The following is a 21,368-nucleotide window of genomic DNA, read 5'->3' on the forward strand; positions in this document are numbered from 1 at the left end:
CCCAATGTGGGAGCGAGCTTGCTCGCGATGACGGTGGCACAGGCGCCCTCCATGCAAGCTGACCCACCGCTATCGCGAGCAAGCTCGCTCCCACAGGGATCAGATCCCGCTCAGCGCCAGGTCCATGGCGAAATAGGTGAAGATCAGGTCTGCCCCCGCCCGCTTGATTGCGCCAAGGCTCTCGCGTACCACCCGGGCTTCGTCGATGGCGCCGGCCTGGGCGGCGAATTTGATCATCGCGTATTCGCCACTGACCTGGTAAGCCGACAGCGGCAGGTTCGAAGCCTGGCGAATATCGCGGATGATGTCGAGGTAGGCACCGGCCGGCTTGACCATCAGCGCATCGGCACCTTCCTGCTCATCGAGCAGGGATTCACGCAGGGCTTCGCGGCGGTTCATCGGGTTCATCTGGTAGCTCTTGCGGTCACCTTTCAGCGCACTGCCGCCGGCCTCGCGGAACGGCCCATACAGCGCCGAGGCGAATTTGGTCGAATAGGCCATGATCGCCGTCTGGCTGAAACCGGCTTCATCCAAAGCCTTGCGAATCGCCTGCACCTGGCCGTCCATGGCCGCCGACGGCGCGATCACATCGGCACCGGCGCGGGCCGCCGCCACGGCTTGCTTGCCCAGGTTGATCAAGGTCCGGTCGTTGTCCACTTCATCGCCGTGGAGCACGCCACAGTGACCATGGTCGGTGTATTCACAGAAGCAGGTGTCGGACATCACGATCATTTCCGGCACCGCGTCCTTGCAGATCCCGGCCATGCGTGACACCAGGCCGCGCTCACGCCAGGTGTCGCTGCCATCATTGTCCAGGTGATGGGACACACCAAAGGTCATCACCGACTTGATGCCAGCACGGGCATAGCGCTCGATCTCACCGGCCAGCTTCGACTCAGGGATGCGCACCACGCCGGGCATGCTCTTGATCGGTACGAAATCGTCGATTTCTTCTTCGACGAAGATCGGCAACACCAGATCATTCAGGGTTAATTCGGTTTCCTGGAACAGGCTGCGCAGGCTTGCATTGCGACGCAGGCGGCGTGGACGTGCTTCGGGGAACTGGCTGGACATGGGACTCCTGGGCAAAAAATGCGGCTCGATCACAGGGAGCGAAGCTTATGCCCAGGCCAGCCAGGGCACAAACGCCAGCTGGAAAACAGAGTGTTACCAGCCGGGTAATAATCGCCTCCTCACAAGGTCAACGAGCCATTGATGCACGTCACCACCGCGCCACCAACCCAGACCTCTTCCCCCAACTGCTCGACATGAATTCGCCCGGCCCGGCCCATCGTCAGCCCCTGGCTGACCACGTAGGACGCAGGCGCCAACCCTTTGCCGAGCATCCATTGCGCAAGCCCGGCGTTCAGGCTGCCGGTGGCCGGATCCTCGGGCATGCCATCACCGGCGATGAAGCCGCGCACTTCGAAGTGGGCCTCATCGCCATCCACGGCCCGATCCCAGGGTGCGATCACGCCCACGGCCAGGTCCAGCAACTGCTGGTAATCAGGCTCGAGCGTCAGGACTTGCTGGCGATCCTTGAGCATCACCGCCAGCCAGCCGGCACCGTTATCGACCCATTGCGCCTCGACAATCGCCTGCGCTGCTAGCCCCAGCCCCTTGCGCACCCGCTCCAGCAGTTCGGCTTCCAGCGGACCGGACTTGAGCAAGGGCGGCGCGAGGAACGCCAATCCATGATCGCTGCGGCGCACCCTGACCAGGCCGACGCCACATTCCTGCACGATCTCCAGCCCCTTGGGCACGCCTCCGGCTTCCAGCCAGGCGTGACAACTGCCCAGGGTCGGATGCCCGGCAAACGGCAACTCGGTGGAGGTGGTGAAAATACGCACCCGGTAATCGGCTTCCGGGTGCTGCGGCGCCAGCAGGAACGTGGTTTCGCTGAGGTTGGTCCAGTTGGCAAAAGCGGCCATGCGCGAGTCACTGAGCCCATCGGCTCCCAGCACCACCGCCAGCGGATTGCCCTTGAGCGGTGCATCGCTGAACACATCCAGTTGCTTGTAATCGAATCGGCTGGTCGTCGGCTTGCTCATTCCGGAATCTTCAACCCACGGGCCACGGCCGGCCGCGCCAGGAAGCGCTCCAATACCCGCGTCACATTGGGGAAGTGCTGGATGCCCACCAAATCACCGGCTTCATAAAAACCGATCAAATTGCGCACCCAAGGAAACGTGGCGATATCGGCAATGGTGTAGCGCTCGCCCATGATCCAGTCCCGCCCCTGCAGACGGCCATCGAGCACCTTGAGCAGGCGCCTGCTTTCTTCGACATAACGATCACGTGGCCGCTTGTCCTCGTAGTCCTTGCCGGCGAACTTGTTGAAGAACCCCAACTGCCCGAACATTGGCCCGATCCCACCCATCTGGAACATCAGCCACTGGATCGTCTCGTAGCGCGCCGCCGACTCCTGGGCCAGCAACTGTCCGCTCTTGTCCGCCAGATAAATCAGGATCGCCCCCGACTCAAACAACGCCAACGGCTGGTCCCCTGGTCCATGGGGATCGAGAATCGCCGGGATCTTGTTGTTGGGGTTCAGGGAAAGGAACTCGGGCGACAGCTGGTCGTTGCTGGCGAAGTCCACTTTGTGGGGCTCGTAGGGCAGGCCGGTCTCTTCCAGCATGATCGAGACCTTCACGCCGTTGGGGGTTGGCAGGGAGTAGAGCTGGATCCACTCCGGGTATTGGGCGGGCCATTTTTGGGTGACGAGGTATGGCGTCAAGTCGGGCATGGGGTCGGCTCGGAAATGAAGGAAACCCCGAGGATAATCCAAGATGTTGGGGACGACATCACTGCCCGTCACACAATTCACGTCGTCCCTTCTTAATTCAGCAACATCCTGTCGTTAACGTTCGTCCCATCTCCTGACGGAGATCGCTACAGTGCACCGGAATCGAACCAAAGCGCTCGAAGGGACTCTGAGCAATGCCCCCAAAGAACCAACGAGGCGTAACGACAGGGAAAACACCCGAGGCCAAGCGCTTCGCGGTGCCAGGGTTTGTCAGCCTGACTCAAGCGTGCTGAAGACTATTATTCGATGATGAACCCACTGAATTTCGCCAGACGCTTCAAACACCGTTCGTGGCTGATGCTGCCAACGCTGCTTGTGGTCTGTGGCCTGGTGCTGTCGCTGGAATCCAGCGTCAGCCGCGCCCAACCAGCCGACGGAGTACAGACGCTGGTGTTCCTGCGCCACGCCGAGAAACCCGCCGGTGGCCTGGGCCAGCTCAACTGCCAGGGCCTCAACCGCGCCATCGACCTGGCCACCCTGCTGCCGGAAAAATTCGGCAAGGCCGACTACGTGTTCGCGGCCAACCCGACCCGCAATGTCGAAGAGGGTGAACTGGACAACTCCTACAGCTATATTCGCCCGCTGATGACCATCAGCCCCAGCGCCATCAAGCTCGGGCTGCCGGTAAACATCAATTTTTCAGCCAACGACACCAGCGACCTGGCTGACGAGTTGCTGCACGACAAGTATCACAACTCCACCATCTATACCGCCTGGTCCCATGGCTACCTGCCGGAGCTGATCAACAAGGTCGCCGCAGAGGCGGTGGGCAAGAAGCAGACCATTACCGAAGACTGGGCCTCCGGGGACTTTGATTCGCTGTATGTGCTGACCCTGACCTGGCACAACGGCAAGGCCAGCCTTACCAGCCAGAGCTACAAGCAAGGTTTGGACAATGGCCAGCAAACCTGTCCGACCTGATCACCAGTGTGGGAGCGAGCTTGCTCGCGATAGCGGTGGGTCAGCTTGCATCAAGGGTGCCTGTGTCGCCGCCATCGCGAACAAGCTCGCTCCCACAGGTCACCCTCCCCGGGCCGCCCGCTCGCGCAAGTACTCCAGCACCGCCGCCTGCTCGCCCGAGAACTCGATCCGCAAGCCCTTCTTTTCCCGCTGGAACACGTACATCGGGTCGTAATACTCACGCAGCAAACCCTCGATCCAACCGCGATGCACATCGACGGCGCCGCTGTGGGCCTGCTCGGCCAGGGCTGTTTCCAGGATGTCTTTCAAGCGCCGGTGACGGTCGCCACCCAGGCGTTTGTGGATGTTGTCCAGGCTTGCCAGCAATCGCTCGGAAAACAGCGAAAAACCTTCGTCGCCATGTACCACGACAAATTCCGCACACAGGTCAATGACGTAATCCTGCAGGATCCGATCGACCCGGCCCTCCAGGCTGTCTTCCAGCCAGACCATCGGAACCCGCTGCATGCGCTGGTACAAGGACAGCGGCAAGGCGCAGCTGCCGACCGCACGGCTCTCATCTTCCAGCACAAACTGTTCGATGCCGCCGGCGCGTTTTTTCAGCACATCCACGGCCAGGCGGTTTTCAAAATCGATGTTGGAAGGCTGGCCGGTGGCGCGTTTGCCGAAGCTCGAACCGCGATGGTTGGCATACCCTTCCAGATCCAGGCTGTTGCCCAGTTGGCCCAGCACTTCGGTCTTGCCGGTACCAGTCATGCCGCCCAGCAGCACCAGGTCGCACTCGGCGACCGCCTGTTCGATGGTGTCCAGCAAGAACGTGCGCATGGCCTTGTAGCCACCGCCGACCCGAGGGTAATCAATGCCCGCTTCGTCCTTGAGCCATTGCTGGACGATCTGCGAACGCAAGCCGCCGCGAAAGCAATACAACAGACCATCGGGGTGGGCCTTGGCGAACGCCGCCCAAGCCTGGATGCGTTGGGCCTTGGTCTCACCGGACACCAGTTGATGCCCCAGGACGATAGCGGCCTGTTGCCCCTGTTGTTTGTAGCAGGTCCCGACACGTTGCCGTTCGTTGTCGGTCATCAACGGCAAATTGACCACGCCGGGGAAAGCGCCCTTGATGAATTCGACAGGGGCGCGCGTGTCCATCATCGGTCGGTCATGGAGGAAGATGTCGCGGTAATCGGTGATGTCATGGCTCATCAAGACACCTCGACCGCGTAACGCTGTCGTTCGACCAACTCGCCGATGGGCTCCAGCGCAAGGCCGAGTTCAGTGGCCACCCGCAGGAATTCGTCCTCGCCTTCGGGGGTGACGGCAATCAACAGGCCGCCGCTGGTCTGCGGGTCGCACAGCACTCGCTTGTGCAACTCCTGGACCCGACCGACCTTGCTGGCGTAGCTGTCGTAGTTGCGCAGCGTACCGCCCGGCACACATCCCAGGTCCAGATAGTATTCGACGCCCGGCAGACGCGGCACCGCGTCATAGCGGATGCGCGCGGTCAACTGGCTGCCGTCGGCCATTTCCACCAGGTGCCCGAGCAGGCCGAAACCGGTGACGTCGGTCATCGCCGTCACGCCATCGAGCTTGCCGAAGCGGCTGCCGGGTTTATTGAGGGTGCACATCCAGTCACGGGCCAGGCCAACATCGGCGGCGCGCAGCTTGCCTTTCTTTTCCGCCGTGGTGAGGATGCCGATGCCCAGGGGCTTGGTCAGGTACAGGCGGCAACCGGCGGTGGCCGTGTCGTTGCGTTTCATATGGCGCTTTTGCACCAGGCCCGTGACTGCCAGGCCGAAGATCGGCTCGGGCGCATCGATCGAATGCCCGCCAGCCAGAGGAATACCGGCCTCGTCACACACGGAACGACCGCCGCGAATCACCTCCCGGGCAATCTCCGGGGCCAGTACGTTGACCGGCCAGCCAAGAATCGCGATGGCCATCAGCGGATCACCGCCCATGGCGTAGATGTCGCTGATGGCATTGGTGGCGGCGATGCGACCGAAATCGAAGGGATCGTCGACAATCGGCATGAAAAAATCGGTGGTCGAGACCACCCCACGCTCTTCGTCGATGGCATACACCGCAGCGTCGTCGCGAGAAGCATTGCCGACCCACAGCTTGGGATCGAGGTTCTGCGCACCACTGCCGGCCAGGATCACTTCCAGCACTTGGGGCGAAATCTTGCAGCCGCAACCGGCGCCGTGGCTGTACTGGGTCAGGCGAATCGGCTCGCTCATGGGCATATCTCCGGTCAGTCAAGGGGGTCGATTCTAACAGCAACGTCGCCGACTCAGTGCCGTGCCGAGCATTCGCCCGTGCAACACTTTGGTGCTGCTTCAGGCGGGCATGAAGCATTCGGCGCACCTAGCCTGACCAAAAGGACAGGAAAATCGCCTCAATCTCAAGCTTTTCAAGCCACTGCATAAAATTGGTATGGGATGTGCAAACGTTTGCGCATTCGCTCTCCTCCAGCGGATCGACGTTTTTTTCAATCACGGAACACGGGCTTCGGCCCGCACGAACAAGGACTTTCCATGCACTTCACTTCCCGGTGTCGCGCCACGCCCGGCGTATGGGCAACCACCCTGCTACTGACCGCCGTTACCGGACTACTCAGCGCCACGACCCACGCCCAACCCACCGAGGTGTCCGCCCAAGGCGAAACCCTCAGTCCTGAAGCCACCCCGTCGAAAAAAGGCGTCTACCTGTCGGACTGGTACAACCAGGACCTGACGCTCATCGGCAGCAAGGACATCAGCTTCGGCCCGCAACCGGTCGACGATGTCTATCTGGAATATGAATACTTCGGACGCAAGGGGCCCTTCGAGCTCTATGGCTACGTCGACATCCCGAAGATTTTCAACATTGGCAACAGCCACGACAAAGGTGCGTGGGACCACGGCTCACCCGTGTTCATGGAGCACGAACCGCGGATTTCCATCGACTACCTGGCCGGCCGCAGCCTGGCCATCGGGCCGTTCAAGGAATGGTATGTGGCGTTCGACTGGATCTACGACCACGGCAGCAACAGCGCCAATCGCGCGAACACCCTGTACAGCGGCCTGGGCACCGACATCGACACTCACTCGAAAGTCAACTTGTCGGCCAACTTCTATGGCCGTTATCAATGGGAAAACTATGGCGCCAGCAATGAATATTCCTGGGACGGCTACCGCGCTCAACTCAAGTACATCGTGCCGATCAGCCAGTTCAGCAATGGTGCCTCGCTGACGTACATTGGCTTCACCAACTTCGACTTCGGTTCGGACCTGCACAAGGACAACCCGGCCCGCACCGCCAACGCCACGGTCGCCACCAATGTCTTGCTGTACGCGTTCACCCACGTACGCTTCACTCTGGTGGGCCGCTACTTCCACAACGGCGGCAACTGGCAGGATGGCAGTGAACTCAACTTTGGCGATGGCAACTTCCGCGCCCGCTCCGATGGGTGGGGGTATTACGCCGGAGTCGGTTATCAATTCTGAGCAAACCGTCGCAGTACCCTTTCGAATCCATGGAGGTCACGAACACATGATCAATCGCCTGTTTGCTTCAATCGGCCTGGCAAGTACTGCACTCTTTGCGGCAAGCGCCGGGGCCGCTCCGCCACTTCAACCCAAAGTGATGCTGATCACGATGTTCGCCCCCGAAGCGCAGAACTGGATCGATCGCTTGCAGCTCAAGGATGAAATCCGTGTACCGGGGCTGTCCGCCGAGTACCCGACGATCCGCTGCAATGCCGAACGGGTCTGCCTGCTGATCACCGGCATGGGCCAGACCAACGCGGCGGCTTCGACCCTGGCCCTGGCGCTCTCCCCGACCTTCGACCTGCGCAAGAGCTATTTCCTGGTGGCTGGGATCGCCGGCATCAACCCGCACCACGGCACACTTGGCACAACCGCCTGGGCCCATTACCTGGTGGAGTTCGGTACTCAATGGGAGCTGGATTCACGGGATGCGCCCAAGGACTGGCCCACCGGCTACCTGGGCATCAACACCAAGGGGCCGAACGAAAAGCCGCCGCTGGACTACAAGACAGAAGTCTTCGAACTCAACCCGGCCCTGCAAGCCAAGGCCTTTGCGCTCAGCCAGCAGGTGACCTTGGCCGAAAGCAAGGAATCGGCAGCCTGGCGCTTGAAGTATCCGTATGCCCCGGCCAACCAGCCGCCGGTGGTGACCCGCTGTGACACCCTGGCCGGCAACACTTGGTTCTCGGGCACGCGCCTGAGCGAGCGCGCCGAAGTCTGGACCCGCCTGCTCACCGACAACAAAGGCGTCTACTGCACGACCCAACAGGAAGACAACTCGACTTACGAGGCCTTGCTGCGGGCCAGCCGTGAAGGTCGGGTGGACATCAACCGGCTGGCTGTGCTGCGGGCCGGATCCGATTTCGACCGCCCCGAGCCCGGTGGCAATGAAGTGGACAACCTGCTCAAGTACGCCGACCAGGGCGCCTTCGTCCCGGCGTTGGAAAATCTGTTCCGCACCGGCAACCCGCTGGTGCAGGACATCGTGAAGAACTGGTCGGCGTGGAAGAACGGCGTGCCAGGCCTCTGATTGCTCCTCCGTGGCGAGGGAGCTTGCTCCCGCTGGGCTGCGCAGCGGCCCCTGGCTCTTAGCGGCTGCTGCGCACCCGAGCGGGAGCAAGCTCCCTCGCCACGGGGCTATCGAGCTGAACCCCAGGGCTGTTCCCAACGGCTCAGCCAATGGAATTTTCCGTCCCGGGCAGGATCATTTGAACATCAGCCGCGCGCCCCCAGGAGACCGCCGATGCCTCTCACACCCTCCGCCGCCGACAGCACTCACCTGGACTACGGTCTCGACACCCTGTTCGGCCGCCAGACCAAAAGTATCGACTGCCAATACGCCGTCCAGCGCCTCGACGAGGACAAGCCGGTGTGGTTCGCGCTGCACGTTCAACCGCCGATGCCGGACGACCTGGACAAGGCCGAGATCGTGGTGTTCAGCGCCGAGGGCCGACGCCTGAGCGGAATCGTGCGCAGCGCTGAACGCCTGGCCGATGGCAGCCTGCAACTCAACGTGGAACCCGACTGAACCGTTCAGGCCTGACGGGCATTGCTGCGATACATGAACACCAGCGCCAATGCCAGGCAGGCCATGGCAAGGACTCGACTGCCGGACAATTCGATGGCCGGGTTGCCCAGCCAGCCGAAATTGTCGATCAGCATGCCCATGCCCAGTTGCCCGACAATGACCGCCACGGTGGCCACGGCCGTGCCAACCCTGGGCACCGCGCCCACCATCACTATCATGTACACGACACCGAACAAGGCCCCGCTGAGTTGCCATTTCGGCATGTCCAACAGCGTCAACCCGTGGGCCGGTTCGAAAAACACGATCAGCAGCCCGGTGGTCACCGTGCCCACCGTGAACGTCAGCAAGCTGCTGCGCAACACACCGACCGTCTGGCCCAGGCGCCCGTTGATAGCCGCCTGCACACTCAATACCGCACCGGCCGCGACGACCAGCAGCAACAACACAAACAGGTTCATGTTCAACCTCGGGCAATCAGGACAAGGGCGACGACAATCAGGGCCAACGCCAGCCAGCGCTCGCCATTGACCCGCTTGCGGGCCGTGCCGAACCAGCCGAAATGATCGATCAGGACACTTTTGCCCACCTGGCCGGAGAGAATCGCGATCATGGTCATGGCGATGCCGATGTGCGGCGTGGCGAGTGTCAGCACCACCACATAAATCGGACCGAGGAAACCGCCGATCAATTGCCAGCGTGGCAACTCATGCAAGGCTGGGCCTTGCTGCCGGCCACTGAGTAATAACAGCAGGAAAAGAATCGCCGAACCGACGCCGAAGATGCTCAGCGTGGCCCACAGATGCCCGACCTGGGCCCCGAGCGGCCCGAGCAGGCCGGCTTCCACCGACAAGCCCATGCCGGCCAGGATCACCAGGGGCAGCAATAGCCAGCGCAGCAATGTCCGGGGTCTGGCGGGCGTCGATACCGGCACGGCCTCGCTCAGTGAAGATGTTTGCATGATCAGAACCTGTTCAGTGGAAAGATGGCCGGCATTATCGGCTGGTGTCGCTGTGCAATAAATGTGAGTATCCCGACAACACTTTTGCGCAATACGCACAGGAACGCCCGCACCATGCACGGTCTCAATGAACTGGGCTTCAAGGCATTGCGATTGTTCGTTGCCGTGCTCGATCACGGCAATTTTTCGGAAGTCGCACGGCGCGAAGGCCTGGCGCCATCCTCGATTTCCCGGCAGATCCAGTTGATGGAACAGGCCCTGAACCAACAGTTGCTCTATCGCCACACCCGCGCCGTTTCACCCACCGAGGCTGGCCGCCTGTTGGGGCATCATGCACGACTGCTGCTGGTGCAACTGGAGGAAGCCGAGCAGGCGCTGCAGGAGCAACACAGCGAGCCGTCCGGACTGGTGCGGATCAACGCCCCGGTGGTGTTTGGCCAGCGCCACCTGACACCGTGGTTGGGGCAGCTATGCGAGCGTTATCCGAAGCTGCAACTGGAGATCCAGCAGACCGACAGCTACGTCGATCCACTGCAGGAAGGCGCCGACCTGCTGTTCCGCATCGGTGCGCTGCACGATTCGAGCATGCAGGCGCGCATCCTCGCGCCCCATCGCTTCCAGATCGCCGCCAGCCCGACCTACCTGGCCCGCCACGGCGCGCCACTCAAGCCCCAAGACCTGGCTCACCACCAGTGCCTGGCCTACAAAGGCGTGACCGGTCAGCAGCGCTGGTTCTTCCGCCGCCCGGGCCAGGCCTGGACACCCTACAGCGTCAGCGGCCCGATCACCGGCAACCACGCCGATACCTTGACCCAGGCCGCCGAACAAGGCCTGGGGCTGGTGATGTTCCCTTCGTGGCTGATCGGCGAAGCCGTGCGTAACGGCACGCTGGTCCCGGTGCTACAGGATTACCAGGCGTCCAACAGCCTCGAACCGCAACAGATCGCCATCCTCTGGCCGGGCAGTCGACGCCTGTCGGTGAAGGTCCGCACGGTCATCGATTTCTTCCTCGAGTGTTTTGGCGAAGTGCCCTACTGGGATCGCTGAACACGGCGCGGCCTCAGTCGAACTTGACCAGGTTCAGCACCGGCAGCGGGCCGCCCGGGAATTGGGTCAAGCGTGCGCCGACACTCAAAGGGCCCAGGTCCACGCCGAAAAAGCCCAGGCGCTCGATCAACTGCGCGACTTCACTCCGTGCCTGCGCGTCGTCACCGGTCAGGAACAGCACCCGCTTGCCGCCTTCGGACGCCGGGTCTGCCTCCAGCAGGCGCGCCAGCAGATGATTGAAGGCCTTGACCACCCGCGCGCCCGGCACCCACTCGCTGAATACCTCGGTCGAAGCCCGGCCCTGGAGATCCACGGCCTTGAACCCGGGCACTTCGATCGCGTTGTTGGCGTCGATCACGATGCGCCCGGCAAAATCCGGCAGACCGCCCAGCGCCTGGGGCAACTTCGACCAGTTGACCGCCACCAGCACCATCGGCTGGGCGGCGGCCTCCCCCACGGTCCCGGCGCGCACGCTTGGACCGAGGTCAGCCACAAGTTCGGCCAGGCTTTGCGGGCCTCGGCTGTTGGCAATCACGACATTGATGTTCTGGCGGGCCAGGGCGCGGGCGAAAGCACTGCCGATGGCGCCAGCGCCAATGATGCCGATAGTGTCGATGTCGCTCATGTTTTGTGTCCTCAAAGTTGGATAAGCCTGGCGGTGATGTCCGCCGTTGAGGTACATGATGGCCTTGCCATTACCCATTGATTAGCCGGTAATATGGCGAATCATTTTCAAGTATTACTATCAGGTCGACTGACATGGAAAGCCTCGCCAACCTCGAATGCTTTGTCCGCAGCGCCGAAACCGGCAGTTTCTCGGCGGCCGCGAGGCTACTCGCCCTGACGCCCGCTGCCGTGAGCCGCAACGTGGCGATGCTGGAGCGCAACCTGGGGGTGCGGCTGTTCCAGCGCTCGACCCGCAAGCTGTCCCTGACCGAAACGGGGGAACATTTCCTGGCCAGCATCGGCGGCAACCTGCACGCCCTGCAGGCGGCCATTGGTGCGGTGACCACGGAGCGCGGCGAACCGGCCGGCGTCTTGCGCGTCAGCCTCTCGCCAAGTTTTGGCATCGGCCAGATACTGCCGTTGATGCCGCAATGGCTGGCCCGCTACCCGCTGATTCGTCCGGACTGGCATTTCGAAAACCGCCCGGTGGACCTGATCGCCGAAAGTTTCGACGCGGCCATCGGAGGCGGCTTCGCACTGACGCCCGGGGTGGTATCGCGCACCCTGGCGCCCGCGCACCTGATTGCCGTCGCCAGCCCCGCCTATCTGGCCGGACGCACCCTGCCCCGGCAACCCGAGGACCTGGCCGGCCTGGACAACATCGTGCTGCGGGCCAGCCGCACCGGCCGGGTGCGCCAGACCGTGCTGCGCAACGCCGCCGGGTGCGAATGCGCCGTGCAACTGGCCGAATCCATGATCTTCAATGATCCGGTCGCCATGCGAGAGGCCGCCTTGCTTGGCCTGGGCGTGACCCTGCTGGTGGTGCCCGACGCCTTGCCCTGGCTGGAACGTGGCGAATTGGTGCGACTGTTACCGGATTGGTACGTCGATCTGGGGGTGATTTCCCTCTACTACCCCAGTCGCACGCTGATGCCGGCCAAGACCCGGGCCTTTATCGACTTCATCACCGAGCACTTCGAGCGCGAGGCGTTGGCTCGGCGCTTCAGGGCCGGGCCGGGTTGAACATCGGCGACACGCATTGATGGCGCATCGGCTGTCGGTGGCTGACCTGGGCGAGGCGGTGCTAACGTGACGGCCCACCTCCGACAAGGATGATCGCGTGCTGCTGCTCAAACTGCTGGTGATTCCCGCCTTCCTGCTGCTGATTTCCCGGGCGGGAAGGTGTTGGGGACCGAGCGTGGCCGGCTGGCTGTCGGGACTGCCGGTGGTGGTGGGGCCGATTCTGCTGTTCCTGGCCTTGGAACAAGGCGAGGTGTTCGCCGCGCAGTCGGCGACTGCGGCGCTGGCGGCGATGTTCGCGATGATTGCCTTCTGCGTGGTGTACGCCCAGGTCGCCCAGTATCGCAACTGGCCCTGGGCGCTGGGCATCGCGCTAGGCGTCTGGGCCTTGGTGGCGTTGATCCTGTCCTGGCTACCGGCTTCGCTGCCGCTGTCGGGCCTGATCGCCCTGGTCGCGCTGCTGGGGGCGCCGTATCTGTTCCCGACGGTCCGGCCGGTGATGAACGGGCCGACGGCCAAATCCGACAAATTGCTGCTACGCATGATCGCTGGCGCACTATTGACCCTGGCAGTGACGCTGCTGGCCAGCACCGTGGGCGAACGCTGGAGCGGGCTGCTGGCGGTGTTCCCGGTGCTGGGCAGTGTCATGGCGGTGTTCTCCCAACAAACCCGCGGGCCGGACTTCACCGCCGCGCTGCTGCGGGCCACGGCCACCGGCATGTATTGTTTCGCCGCCTTCTGCCTGACCCTGGCTCTCGCCCTGCCGGTGCTGGGCATGCCGGCCTTTGCCTTGGGCGTCGCGGTGTCGATGGCCATGTTGCTGGTGACCCGCCGCCTGCTGGTGCAGGCCGCATCGCCAAAATGACGGTCTCTTGCTGGAGTCCGGTACGACGCCCATGGGATGATCGGCCTTCAAGCGCGACCTTCTGTGGAGATTTTCAATGTCATTGCTGACTAAACAAGCCGCCGCCCTGTTGCTGGGGGCCTTCGCCAGCCTGGTCGTGGTATCCGCCCTGGCGGCCCCGGCCAAACCTGCCAGCGATGCACCGGCTCAGAAGGTGTCGATGCTGGGCGGCAAGTTCGCCTTCACCTTGCCCAAGGGGTTTACGGCGACGCCATTGCCCGCTGGCGAAGCCGCCCAGGGCACCGCCGGGGCGACGGGGACGATGTACAGCAATGCCACCAGCAAGACCGTGGTGATCGCAGCGGAAAACATCATCATCGACGGTGCGAACGTGAAAGATGACGATGGCGCGTTCCTCGACACCACCATGGCCGACTTCGCCGCCCAGCGCCTCAAGTCCTTGCCGGATGCCAAGATCCTCAGCGAAAAAAGCCTGAAACAAAAAGGCACCGGCCTGGGCCTGCGCCAGCTCGACACCCGCGCGACCCAGGGCGGTGGGCCGACCCTCGACACCACCTTGCTGGGTGCCTCCGGCATGCGCATGGCAGTGGTGCAGATCATCTCCCGGGCCAGCGACAAGACCGGCCATGAAGCCTTGGTGAAACAGATCGCCAGCGGTCAATAAGCGCCCCGGAACATGCGGGAGCGAGCTTGCTCGCGATGGCGTCGGTACACCTGGCATCGATGCAAGCTGACTCTTCCCTATCGCGAGCCCCCCGCTCCCACAGGGATTTAGAGTGATCGGGGATTGAGCCGCTCCAGCCAAGCCCGCAGGTCCTGCACCTCCAGGGCACTGATGCTGTGGCCGACCCCGGGGTAGGCATGAAATTCCGGCTCCAGCGCCAGGGTCTTGAGGAAGGTGTTGGCCTCGGTGCCATCGTGGTAGGGAATGATTGGGTCTGCCGTGCCATGGCCGATGAACACCGCCAGTGTCCGTCGTGACTCGTCGGGGGTCAGTTCCGCCCGCAGCACCGACAGGACCCGTCCGCCCATCGCGGCGATGCCGCCGACGGCTTCGGGGTGTCGCAAGGCCACTTCGTAGCTCATCATCGCTCCCTGGCTGAACCCCACCAGATAGACCTTGCTCGCGTCGGTCGAATACTTGGCCCGGGCTTTGTCGATGAACTCCAGCAGCATCTGGCCGCTCGCCTTCAGGTCGGAGGTGTCACCGTCGTAGGCGCCCTCGCCCTTCTTGGCGAACCACTGGTAACGGTCCTGCTCCATGCTCTTCGGCGCCCGCACCGAGAGGTAGTTGTAATCCTGCGGCAACTCGTCCTTCAGTGCGAACAGGTCCTGCTCGTTACTGCCGGAACCGTGCAGGAAGATCACCAGCGGTCGGTTCCGCGCCTGCTCATCGACTTGGGCCAAGTAGTTGAGCGGCAAGTCCGTGTGCAGCGAAGGTTGAGCCTGCAACCCGGACGAGACCAGCAACAGGAACAGGGCGAGCGCTTTGAACATCGATCTTCCTCCATCGTTTCGATAGCCGCACGGCAAGGCCCGTGCGGTGAGGTAGACAGCAGTTATCAGTCGTTGATCAATTTCCCCGTACGAATCGGTTCACGCCCGGCGACTTTTGCCTGCCAGATCCCGGGCTGCGTGTAGCGTCCACGGTCCAGGGCAAACAGCACACCACTGGTGCCGGCCCGCACGGTGGTGACCCGATCATTCAGCGGGTCGACCACTTCGAACAACGGATCGCCCCGCTCCACCCATTCACCAGCCTCCCGCAGGAAACTCACCACGCCATGGTGCGGCGCGAACAGGTATTGCGTGCCCTCGAACGGAAAGCCCTCGCAGCATTCGCTGGGAGCGGGCGGCCAGTCCCCAGCGATAAGTCCCTGCTCGGCGAGAAACCCGAGGATGGCTTCACAATTGGCCTGGGCCTGCTCCACACGGGTATCGCCCATGCTGCCCAACTCCAGCGTCGTCGCCAGGTTCGCCGGTGGGATCGCCGCCGCAGGAAAGGCCTTGGCCAGGCGCAACCAGGGCGAGGAGCAGGACTCATCGAACGAACTGCCGCCCGAATCCTCGCACAGCAACGCCACACCGGCTTTCAAGCGTGCGGCCAAAGAACGCCATTGCGGCCACTGCTGTGGCAAGGCATACAAATGGATCGCCGCCTCGAAATCGCAATGCAGGTCCAAGGTGATGTCGGCGTCGCAGGCATGGCGCAGCAGCAGGCGATGCAGCGCTTCGAGTTGCGAAGGGGGTGGCGACAGGTCATCGAGGACCTCGGCCATGGTCTGGCGGATCAAGGTGATATTGGCGGCCGGGTCATCCCCCAGGCGATCACCGATGCGTTGCGCCACCGGCGCACTGAGTTCCACGAAGGAACGGTTGAAATTCTTGCCGCTGCCCAGTTCGAAACGCCCCATGTGGGCGCTTTGCAGGTGTTGATCCAGACCGATAGGGTTGGCCACCGGCACCAGCTCGATCACCCCCTTGAGCATGCCCTGGGTCTCAAGATCGTTGAGCCGCTGCTTCAGCTCCCAGGCAGTACGCATGCCGGGCAATTCATCGGCGTGCAGGCTGGCCTGGATATAGGCCTTGCGCGGCCCATGGCCGTAGCGAAACACACTGAGCCGGCGCTCGGTGCCCAGGTGGCTCCATGGCAGGGTATGGTCGATGCGTTGCATGAAATCTCCGAATGACCCGGTGTAGGAGCTGTCGAGTGCAACGAGGCTGCGATCTTTCCCCAGACAGTTGAATCTTAAAGCGCAAGATCAAAAGATTAAAAGATCGCAGCCTTCGGCAGCTCCTACCGATTAATGCCCGTAGACGTCAAAGGCAAAATATTTGTCCTGCACTTTCTTGTACGTGCCGTTGGCGCGGATTTCGGTGATGGCCGCGTTGAATTGATCGGCCAGGGCCTTATCACCCTTGCGCACCGCAATGCCGGCACCGCCGCCGAAGTATTTCGCATCTTCATAGGTCGGGCCGACGAAGGCGAAGCCTTTGCCTGCGTCGGTTTTCAGGAAACCTTCGTCGAGGTTCACCGAGTCGGCCAGCATGGCATCGAGGCGGCCGGCGACCATGTCCAGATTGGCTTCCTGCTGGGAGCTGTAGCGCACCAGGTCGATACCGGCGGGCACCAGCACTTCGGTAGCGAAACGGTCATGGGTGCTGGCGCGCAGCACACCGACTTTCTTGCTCTTGAGTTCGGTCAGCGGATCCTTGACGCTGGAGCCCTCCTTCATCACGAAGCGCGCTGGGGTGTGGTAGTACTTGATGGTGAAATCGACGTTTTTCTTGCGGTCGTCGGTGATGGTCATGGACGACAGGATCGCGTCGATTTTCTTCACTTTCAGCGCAGGGATCAGGCCATCGAACTCCTGCTCGACCCAGACGCACTTGACCTTCATCTGTTCACACAGCGCATCGCCGATATCGACATCGAAGCCGGCCAGCTTGCCGTCGGGGGTTTTCATCGAAAAAGGCGGGTAACCGGCTTCGATCCCGAGGCGGATCGGCTTGGCGTCTTCGGCCACGGCCGACAGGGATAACACGGACAGTGCCAGGGCACCGAACATGGCTAGCTTCTTCATTTTCGCTCCTGAGTGTGCAGGGGTTTTATTGGTCATTATTGGCAGATTCGTAGGCAGCGTTCGGTCAACGAGGAACCGAAGTGGGCGGGAGTCTAGAGGGGTGTCCAGGAGGGGAATTGTGTGGAGGCGACAAATAGTTACGAAAACAGCTTGATTTGTGTGTATATCCGTTGCTGCGGTAACGGCTACTTAGGGTTCCGCCCTTACGGCGGGTCACTTTTGGAAGAGCGCCAAAAGTAACCAAAAACGCTCTGCCCCACCACTCGGCACCTCGCCTAGGCTCGGTGTGCCCTCACTCCGGCATTGTTCCGTGGGCCCGCCGCGAAGGGCCATCCATGGCCCAGCGCGGCTATCCCGGCATCCATGCCGGGATAGCCGCGCTGGGCAAAAAGTCAGCAGTCACAACGAATAGCCTGATCCGCCACACGCTCCACCAAACCGTTCAGACGAAATCCTTCATCGAGCCAACCCATAACCCCGCCAATCATCTCCTTCACCGGATACCCCAAGGTCGCCAGACGCACCGCTGCCTTGTTCGCGCCATTGCAATGCGGACCGGCGCAATACACCACGAACAGAGTGGTCTTGGGGTAGGCAGCCAAAGCCTCGGCAGTGAGCGTCCGGCTTGGCAGGTTGATCGCCCCGGGTACGTGGCCGCGTTCGTAAGCCAGCGGTCCGCGTACATCCACCAGCACAAAGTCGACATTGCCGGCCTGTTGGCTGGCGTGAACGTCGGAACAATCCGTTTCGAATGACAGGCGACGGCTGAAATGCTGTAGGGCGATATCGGAAGGGGCAGCAGGCACTTCGCGAACCAGGCTGGTCATGGGGCGTACTCCAAGGTTAGATAAAGGCGTGAAGAGACTTTATCCCCCCGATGCTTGCGGCTACAGTGGCGTACAAGACACTCTGTGGGAATTTTCCGACAAATGCAGCCTCTCCCAGGTTTGGTCGCGATCCTCGCCTACGACGGCCTATGCACTTTTGAATTCGGGGTTGCCGTCGAGATCTTCGGATTGGAGCGGCCGGAATTCGATTTCCCCTGGTACGAGCATCGGATCGTCGCGATCGATGACGGCCCGATGCGCGCCATGGGTGGCTTCCAGGTGTTGGCCGATGGCGGCATGGAACTGCTCGAAACCGCCCGGACCATTGTCGTTCCAGGCTGGCGCAGCCGCAGCGAGCCACCGTACGAGGCGTTGCTCGATGCTCTACGCCGGGCCCACGCCCGTGGGGCGCGCCTGCTGTCGATCTGCTCCGGGGCCTTCGTACTGGCCGCCGCCGGGCTACTCGATGGCCTGGGCGCCACGACTCACTGGCGCTACACCGACGAACTGGCCGAGAGCTTTCCCGCCGTCCGGGTCGACCCGGATGTGCTGTACGTGGATTCAGGACAGGTCATTACTTCGGCGGGCAGCGCCGCCGGGATCGATGCCTGTCTGCACCTGGTGGCGCGGGATTATGGCGTCCAGGTCGCCAACACCGTGGCGCGCCGGTTGGTGATGTCACCGCAACGTACGGGCGGCCAGGCGCAGTTCATTCCCTCGCCGGTCAGCCGTACGCCACGCAGCGACCTGTCGAGCCTCATGCAATGGGCCCGCGAGCGCCTGCACGAACCCCTCGGTGTGCGCGAACTGGCCAGCCAGGCGGCCATGAGCGAACGTACTTTCCTGCGCCACTTCACCCAGGCCTGCGGCGTGTCGCCCAAGGCCTGGCTGCAACACGAACGCCTGGCCCGGGCCCGCGAGCTGCTGGAAAGCACTGGCGACAACACCGACAACATCGCGCAACTGTGTGGCTACCGTTCGGTGGAGAGCTTTCGCGTAGCGTTTCGCAGCGTCGTGGGGTTGGCGCCGTCGGTGTATCGGGAGCGGTTTGGGCGGGGGTGAAATCAAGTGCCAAACAATAGGGCTGCTGTGGCGAGGGGATCTATCCCCACAGGTTGATATGCAAGCGTCATTGAGGCCTGTGCAACAAATAAGTATCCATGATCCACCCATTGGCTTTTCGCGCGGCCTTGCGGGTGCGTTCGATGTCATCGGCCACGTCCCCCAGCCGGCCGGCGATCAGGATTTCATCCGGCGTCCCCACATAGGCGCCCCAGTAAATCTGCGTATCGGGATCGCTCACCTGACGATAGGCATCCTCGGCATCGAGCATCACCACCATGCTCGCCGCGTCGCCCACCTGACCCGCCGCCAAACGGCGTCCGGTGGTGATTTCCAGCGCACCACCAATGCTGTTCAACGGCACTTTGTGCCGGGCGGCCAGGGCCTGGACACTGGTGATGCCGGGGATCACCTCGAACTCGAAGGCGCAACGGCCCCCGTCGAGAATAGCCTGCAGGATGCGCACGGTACTGTCGTACAACGCCGGATCGCCCCACACCAGGAAACCGCCCCGCTGCCCGTCGGACAGTTCTTCATCGATCAACCGTTCGAAGGTGGCCTGTTTCGCATGGTTCAGCGCTTCGACGCTGTCCTTGTAGTCCAGGTCGCCGCGTTGGCGTTCCGGGCTGTAGGTTTCGACGAAACGGTAGGTGCGATCCACGATATAGCGTCGACAGATTTCGCGCCGCAGGTCCAACAGTTTGTCCTTGGCCGGGCCCTTGTCCATGAGGAAGACCACGTCCAAACGGTTCAAGGCTTTCACGGCCTGCATCGTCAGGTGATCCGGATCGCCCGCCCCGATGCCAATGACTGACAACATCTTCATCGCGGCGACTCCTGGCCAGGTTCCTGGGTGCGCAAGCGCCATACGCCGTTGAAGCGCAACTCCAGGGTGGACAACGGTTCAATGTCGATTCGATTGAATGTGGCGGCCGGGCAGCCCAGAACGTTCATCAAGGCTGCGCGGATCACGAAGGGATGGGTGACGGCCAGCAGATGCCCCGGTCGGGTTTCCAGGCTGACCAGCCAATCCCCGACACGGCGACACAACCGGGCGACGGATTCACCGCCATGGGGGGCCGCCTCGGCATCGTCGAGCCAGGTTTGCAGGGCCTGGGGTTCCACCTCGAGTAATTCATCGATGGACAACCCGCGCCAGCGTCCCAGATCGCAATCGGCCAGGGCCGGGTCCACCTGGGACTCTTCGCCGAACAGCGCGGCCGTCTGGCGAGTGCGCAGTTCCGGCCCGCACAGCAGTTGCCGGACGTTTCGATAGCCATGCTCGACCTGCCCGCGTCGCCTCAGCCAGTCAGCGTCCAGCGCCTCGTCCGTACTGAAGCGCGCTTGTTTCTGGGCAACGGTGCGGGCGTGGCAGATCAACGTCAGGCGAGTGGTTTGCACACTGGGTTCTCGGGTAATCGAACGGGTCGCATGGACGGGATATTCACGGGTTTAGTTGTACAGCACCTTATACGAAATCAAATAAGTGAGACAAAAAAGCGTTATGTCCGACATGTCCAAGGGGCAACGACTGACATACTCATTCCACCTGGCCGAGACCAACTCCCACGGGCTTTTCGCACAACTTTGGAGCATTTTAAACGGAACGTAAAAACCACTGGACATGTAGCACCAGCTACATAAATACTATTTTTAGGAGTTATGAAAGAAATTCAACATTCATCCAGGCAAGGAGCACGGATGCCGCCCCTCAGAGACCTGATCACCGATCCCGGCCTAGTGTTGACGCCGTCGGAACGCAAGGTCGTACGTGCCCTGCTCGATCACTACCCACGCAACGGCCTCGGTCCGATGTCACGCCTGGCAGACCACGCCGGCGTCAGCGACCCGACCATCGTGCGGCTGGTGAAAAAACTCGGGTTTGGCGGTTATGCCGAATTTCAGGATGCGCTGCTCAGTGACATGGACCATCGCCTGCGCTCCCCTCGCACGTTGCTGCAACCGCGGGCCAAATTGCAGCAAGGCGATACCTGGAGCCAGTACCTGGCCGCCAGCCAACGCAACCTCGTCGACACCCAGGCCCTGACCCAACCCGAAGACGTGCGCATTCTCGTGCAGTGGTTGCTCGACAGCCGCCACCAGGTGCATTGTTTCGGCGGGCGCTTCAGCAGCTTCCTGGCCCACTACCTGTTCAACCATTTGCGATTGCTGCGCGCCGGCTGTTTTGCCCTGGAAGATAACGCCCAACTGCCTGACCGCCTGTTCGATGTGCAGCGCCAGGACGTGGTGCTGATTTTCGATTACCGTCGCTACCAGGCCCAGGCCCTGCGCGTGGCCAGCGCGGCCAAGGCGCGGCACGCCCGGGTCGTCCTGTTCAGCGACGTCTATGCTTCGCCGTTGCGCGAGCTGGCCGACCTGATCATCAGCGCCCCGGTGGAATCGGCTTCGGCCTTCGACAGCCTGGTGCCGGCGCTGGCCCAGGTCGAGGCCCTGATCGCCTGCCTGACCCTGCAATGCCCCGAGCTGGCCGAACGCCTGGAAGGCATCGACGCCCTGCGCACGGAATTCAACACGCACCTGTTGGAGGAAAAATAAG

General features: G+C 62.3%; 24 protein-coding genes. 10 read left to right on the top strand and 14 right to left on the bottom strand.

The window, feature by feature from the left end; translation table 11 throughout:
• Window positions 1-99: 99 nt before the first annotated feature.
• The 3 genes from hemB to BT125_RS04135 all read right to left on the bottom strand — a co-directional run bounded on the left by hemB (window position 100) and on the right by BT125_RS04135 (window position 2,746).
• The gene (gene hemB, locus BT125_RS04125; RefSeq protein WP_072405293.1) at window positions 100-1,074 is read right to left on the bottom strand and encodes a porphobilinogen synthase; all 975 of its coding nucleotides are present in this window, start codon (window positions 1,072-1,074) and stop codon (window positions 100-102) included.
• A 119-nt stretch (window positions 1,075-1,193) separates the two neighbouring features.
• Window positions 1,194-2,051, bottom strand: a complete 858-nt coding sequence (locus tag BT125_RS04130) for a PhzF family phenazine biosynthesis protein (protein WP_072405294.1) — start codon at window positions 2,049-2,051, stop codon at window positions 1,194-1,196.
• Window positions 2,048-2,746, bottom strand: coding sequence for a glutathione S-transferase family protein (locus BT125_RS04135; RefSeq protein ID WP_072405295.1), 699 nt, complete (start codon window positions 2,744-2,746; stop codon window positions 2,048-2,050). The genes BT125_RS04130 and BT125_RS04135 overlap by 4 nt, the downstream gene beginning before the upstream one ends.
• 306 nt (window positions 2,747-3,052) lie before the next feature.
• On the opposite strand from BT125_RS04135, the gene BT125_RS04140 reads away from it, so the two are divergent.
• A complete protein-coding gene (locus BT125_RS04140) occupies window positions 3,053-3,727 on the top strand; it encodes a histidine phosphatase family protein (protein WP_072405296.1) in 675 nt (224 codons plus the stop codon).
• 99 nt (window positions 3,728-3,826) lie between these two features.
• Here BT125_RS04140 and mnmH read toward each other — a convergent pair whose 3' ends face one another.
• Window positions 3,827-4,930: a tRNA 2-selenouridine(34) synthase MnmH gene (gene mnmH / locus BT125_RS04145; protein ID WP_072405297.1), complete on the bottom strand. Its 1,104-nt coding sequence runs from the start codon at window positions 4,928-4,930 to the stop codon at window positions 3,827-3,829.
• Window positions 4,930-5,964, bottom strand: a complete 1,035-nt coding sequence (selD, locus tag BT125_RS04150; RefSeq protein WP_072405298.1) for a selenide, water dikinase SelD — start codon at window positions 5,962-5,964, stop codon at window positions 4,930-4,932. The genes mnmH and selD overlap by 1 nt, the downstream gene beginning before the upstream one ends.
• Window positions 5,965-6,261: 297 nt before the next feature.
• Here selD and BT125_RS04155 point away from each other — a divergent pair, with 297 nt between their 5' ends.
• The 3 genes from BT125_RS04155 (at window position 6,262) to BT125_RS04165 (ending at window position 8,782) form a co-directional block, all read left to right on the top strand.
• A complete protein-coding gene (locus BT125_RS04155; protein ID WP_072405299.1) occupies window positions 6,262-7,212 on the top strand; it encodes a nucleoside-specific channel-forming protein Tsx in 951 nt (316 codons plus the stop codon).
• Between the two features lie 46 nt (window positions 7,213-7,258).
• Window positions 7,259-8,284: a purine-nucleoside phosphorylase gene (locus tag BT125_RS04160; RefSeq protein ID WP_072405300.1), complete on the top strand. Its 1,026-nt coding sequence runs from the start codon at window positions 7,259-7,261 to the stop codon at window positions 8,282-8,284.
• A gap of 213 nt (window positions 8,285-8,497) precedes the next feature.
• On the top strand, window positions 8,498-8,782 hold the full coding sequence (locus BT125_RS04165) for a hypothetical protein (RefSeq protein WP_072405301.1): 285 nt from the start codon (window positions 8,498-8,500) through the stop codon (window positions 8,780-8,782).
• Window positions 8,783-8,787: 5 nt separating this feature from the next.
• Here the strand turns inward: BT125_RS04165 and BT125_RS04170 are convergent, their stop codons facing one another.
• Window positions 8,788-9,240 (bottom strand): DMT family transporter, encoded by a 453-nt coding sequence (locus BT125_RS04170; protein ID WP_072405302.1) that lies wholly within the window; start codon window positions 9,238-9,240, stop codon window positions 8,788-8,790.
• A 2-nt stretch (window positions 9,241-9,242) separates the two neighbouring features.
• Entirely contained in the window at window positions 9,243-9,740 is a 498-nt protein-coding gene (locus tag BT125_RS04175) for a DMT family transporter (protein ID WP_072405303.1), read from the bottom strand.
• A gap of 114 nt (window positions 9,741-9,854) precedes the next feature.
• On the opposite strand from BT125_RS04175, the gene BT125_RS04180 reads away from it, so the two are divergent.
• Window positions 9,855-10,787 carry a LysR family transcriptional regulator gene (locus BT125_RS04180; protein WP_072405304.1) on the top strand — a complete coding sequence of 311 codons (933 nt, stop codon included), beginning with the start codon at window positions 9,855-9,857 and terminating at the stop codon, window positions 10,785-10,787.
• 13 nt (window positions 10,788-10,800) lie between these two features.
• Here BT125_RS04180 and BT125_RS04185 read toward each other — a convergent pair whose 3' ends face one another.
• Entirely contained in the window at window positions 10,801-11,403 is a 603-nt protein-coding gene (locus BT125_RS04185; RefSeq protein WP_072405391.1) for an NADPH-dependent F420 reductase, read from the bottom strand.
• 143 nt (window positions 11,404-11,546) lie between these two features.
• On the opposite strand from BT125_RS04185, the gene BT125_RS04190 reads away from it, so the two are divergent.
• From BT125_RS04190 to BT125_RS04200, 3 genes are all read left to right on the top strand, one after another.
• Window positions 11,547-12,476 (top strand): LysR family transcriptional regulator, encoded by a 930-nt coding sequence (locus tag BT125_RS04190; RefSeq protein ID WP_072405305.1) that lies wholly within the window; start codon window positions 11,547-11,549, stop codon window positions 12,474-12,476.
• Window positions 12,477-12,573: 97 nt separating this feature from the next.
• On the top strand, window positions 12,574-13,338 hold the full coding sequence (locus BT125_RS04195; RefSeq protein WP_072405306.1) for a hypothetical protein: 765 nt from the start codon (window positions 12,574-12,576) through the stop codon (window positions 13,336-13,338).
• Window positions 13,339-13,414: 76 nt separating this feature from the next.
• Window positions 13,415-14,002, top strand: a complete 588-nt coding sequence (locus BT125_RS04200; protein ID WP_072405307.1) for a DcrB/PsbP domain-containing protein — start codon at window positions 13,415-13,417, stop codon at window positions 14,000-14,002.
• Window positions 14,003-14,109: 107 nt separating this feature from the next.
• Here the strand turns inward: BT125_RS04200 and BT125_RS04205 are convergent, their stop codons facing one another.
• The 4 genes from BT125_RS04205 to BT125_RS04225 form a co-directional block, all read right to left on the bottom strand.
• Window positions 14,110-14,835 (bottom strand): alpha/beta hydrolase, encoded by a 726-nt coding sequence (locus tag BT125_RS04205; protein WP_072405308.1) that lies wholly within the window; start codon window positions 14,833-14,835, stop codon window positions 14,110-14,112.
• Window positions 14,836-14,900: 65 nt separating this feature from the next.
• Entirely contained in the window at window positions 14,901-16,013 is a 1,113-nt protein-coding gene (locus BT125_RS04210; RefSeq protein ID WP_072405309.1) for a M14 family metallopeptidase, read from the bottom strand.
• A 129-nt stretch (window positions 16,014-16,142) separates the two neighbouring features.
• Window positions 16,143-16,922: an ABC transporter substrate-binding protein gene (locus BT125_RS04215; protein WP_072405310.1), complete on the bottom strand. Its 780-nt coding sequence runs from the start codon at window positions 16,920-16,922 to the stop codon at window positions 16,143-16,145.
• A gap of 392 nt (window positions 16,923-17,314) precedes the next feature.
• Window positions 17,315-17,749: a rhodanese-like domain-containing protein gene (locus BT125_RS04225; RefSeq protein WP_072405311.1), complete on the bottom strand. Its 435-nt coding sequence runs from the start codon at window positions 17,747-17,749 to the stop codon at window positions 17,315-17,317.
• Window positions 17,750-17,851: 102 nt separating this feature from the next.
• On the opposite strand from BT125_RS04225, the gene ftrA reads away from it, so the two are divergent.
• Complete coding sequence (ftrA, locus tag BT125_RS04230; protein WP_072405312.1) at window positions 17,852-18,811, top strand: transcriptional regulator FtrA; 960 nt, start codon at window positions 17,852-17,854, stop codon at window positions 18,809-18,811.
• A gap of 67 nt (window positions 18,812-18,878) precedes the next feature.
• On the opposite strand, the gene cobF is transcribed toward ftrA, so the two are convergent.
• Both cobF and BT125_RS04240 read right to left on the bottom strand, forming a co-directional pair.
• The gene (gene cobF / locus BT125_RS04235; RefSeq protein WP_072405313.1) at window positions 18,879-19,637 is read right to left on the bottom strand and encodes a precorrin-6A synthase (deacetylating); all 759 of its coding nucleotides are present in this window, start codon (window positions 19,635-19,637) and stop codon (window positions 18,879-18,881) included.
• Complete coding sequence (locus BT125_RS04240) at window positions 19,634-20,212, bottom strand: histidine phosphatase family protein (RefSeq protein ID WP_072405314.1); 579 nt, start codon at window positions 20,210-20,212, stop codon at window positions 19,634-19,636. Before BT125_RS04240 ends, cobF begins: the two co-directional genes overlap by 4 nt.
• A gap of 300 nt (window positions 20,213-20,512) precedes the next feature.
• Between BT125_RS04240 and BT125_RS04245 the strand changes: the two genes are divergently transcribed.
• Window positions 20,513-21,367, top strand: a complete 855-nt coding sequence (locus tag BT125_RS04245; RefSeq protein WP_072405315.1) for a MurR/RpiR family transcriptional regulator — start codon at window positions 20,513-20,515, stop codon at window positions 21,365-21,367.
• Window position 21,368 lies beyond the last annotated feature (1 nt).

It is taken from the genome of Pseudomonas sp. NFACC04-2, from assembly GCF_900119265.1.
Taxonomy (GTDB): Bacteria; Pseudomonadota; Gammaproteobacteria; order Pseudomonadales; family Pseudomonadaceae; genus Aquipseudomonas; species Aquipseudomonas fluorescens_AA.

Excerpts from the sequence above, each read along its gene's own strand:
- hemB (WP_072405293.1), bottom strand. The coding sequence starts at position 1,074 with ATGTCCAGCCAGTTCCCCGAAGCACGTCCACGCCGCCTGCGTCGCAAT.
- BT125_RS04130 (WP_072405294.1), bottom strand. The coding sequence starts at position 2,051 with ATGAGCAAGCCGACGACCAGCCGATTCGATTACAAGCAACTGGATGTG.
- BT125_RS04135 (WP_072405295.1), bottom strand. The coding sequence starts at position 2,746 with ATGCCCGACTTGACGCCATACCTCGTCACCCAAAAATGGCCCGCCCAA.
- BT125_RS04140 (WP_072405296.1), top strand. The coding sequence starts at position 3,053 with ATGATGAACCCACTGAATTTCGCCAGACGCTTCAAACACCGTTCGTGG.
- mnmH (WP_072405297.1), bottom strand. The coding sequence starts at position 4,930 with ATGAGCCATGACATCACCGATTACCGCGACATCTTCCTCCATGACCGA.
- selD (WP_072405298.1), bottom strand. The coding sequence starts at position 5,964 with ATGAGCGAGCCGATTCGCCTGACCCAGTACAGCCACGGCGCCGGTTGC.
- BT125_RS04155 (WP_072405299.1), top strand. The coding sequence starts at position 6,262 with ATGCACTTCACTTCCCGGTGTCGCGCCACGCCCGGCGTATGGGCAACC.
- BT125_RS04160 (WP_072405300.1), top strand. The coding sequence starts at position 7,259 with ATGATCAATCGCCTGTTTGCTTCAATCGGCCTGGCAAGTACTGCACTC.
- BT125_RS04165 (WP_072405301.1), top strand. The coding sequence starts at position 8,498 with ATGCCTCTCACACCCTCCGCCGCCGACAGCACTCACCTGGACTACGGT.
- BT125_RS04170 (WP_072405302.1), bottom strand. The coding sequence starts at position 9,240 with ATGAACCTGTTTGTGTTGTTGCTGCTGGTCGTCGCGGCCGGTGCGGTA.
- BT125_RS04175 (WP_072405303.1), bottom strand. The coding sequence starts at position 9,740 with ATGCAAACATCTTCACTGAGCGAGGCCGTGCCGGTATCGACGCCCGCC.
- BT125_RS04180 (WP_072405304.1), top strand. The coding sequence starts at position 9,855 with ATGCACGGTCTCAATGAACTGGGCTTCAAGGCATTGCGATTGTTCGTT.
- BT125_RS04190 (WP_072405305.1), top strand. The coding sequence starts at position 11,547 with ATGGAAAGCCTCGCCAACCTCGAATGCTTTGTCCGCAGCGCCGAAACC.
- BT125_RS04200 (WP_072405307.1), top strand. The coding sequence starts at position 13,415 with ATGTCATTGCTGACTAAACAAGCCGCCGCCCTGTTGCTGGGGGCCTTC.
- BT125_RS04205 (WP_072405308.1), bottom strand. The coding sequence starts at position 14,835 with ATGTTCAAAGCGCTCGCCCTGTTCCTGTTGCTGGTCTCGTCCGGGTTG.
- BT125_RS04210 (WP_072405309.1), bottom strand. The coding sequence starts at position 16,013 with ATGCAACGCATCGACCATACCCTGCCATGGAGCCACCTGGGCACCGAG.
- BT125_RS04215 (WP_072405310.1), bottom strand. The coding sequence starts at position 16,922 with ATGAAGAAGCTAGCCATGTTCGGTGCCCTGGCACTGTCCGTGTTATCC.
- BT125_RS04225 (WP_072405311.1), bottom strand. The coding sequence starts at position 17,749 with ATGACCAGCCTGGTTCGCGAAGTGCCTGCTGCCCCTTCCGATATCGCC.
- ftrA (WP_072405312.1), top strand. The coding sequence starts at position 17,852 with ATGCAGCCTCTCCCAGGTTTGGTCGCGATCCTCGCCTACGACGGCCTA.
- cobF (WP_072405313.1), bottom strand. The coding sequence starts at position 19,637 with ATGAAGATGTTGTCAGTCATTGGCATCGGGGCGGGCGATCCGGATCAC.
- BT125_RS04245 (WP_072405315.1), top strand. The coding sequence starts at position 20,513 with ATGCCGCCCCTCAGAGACCTGATCACCGATCCCGGCCTAGTGTTGACG.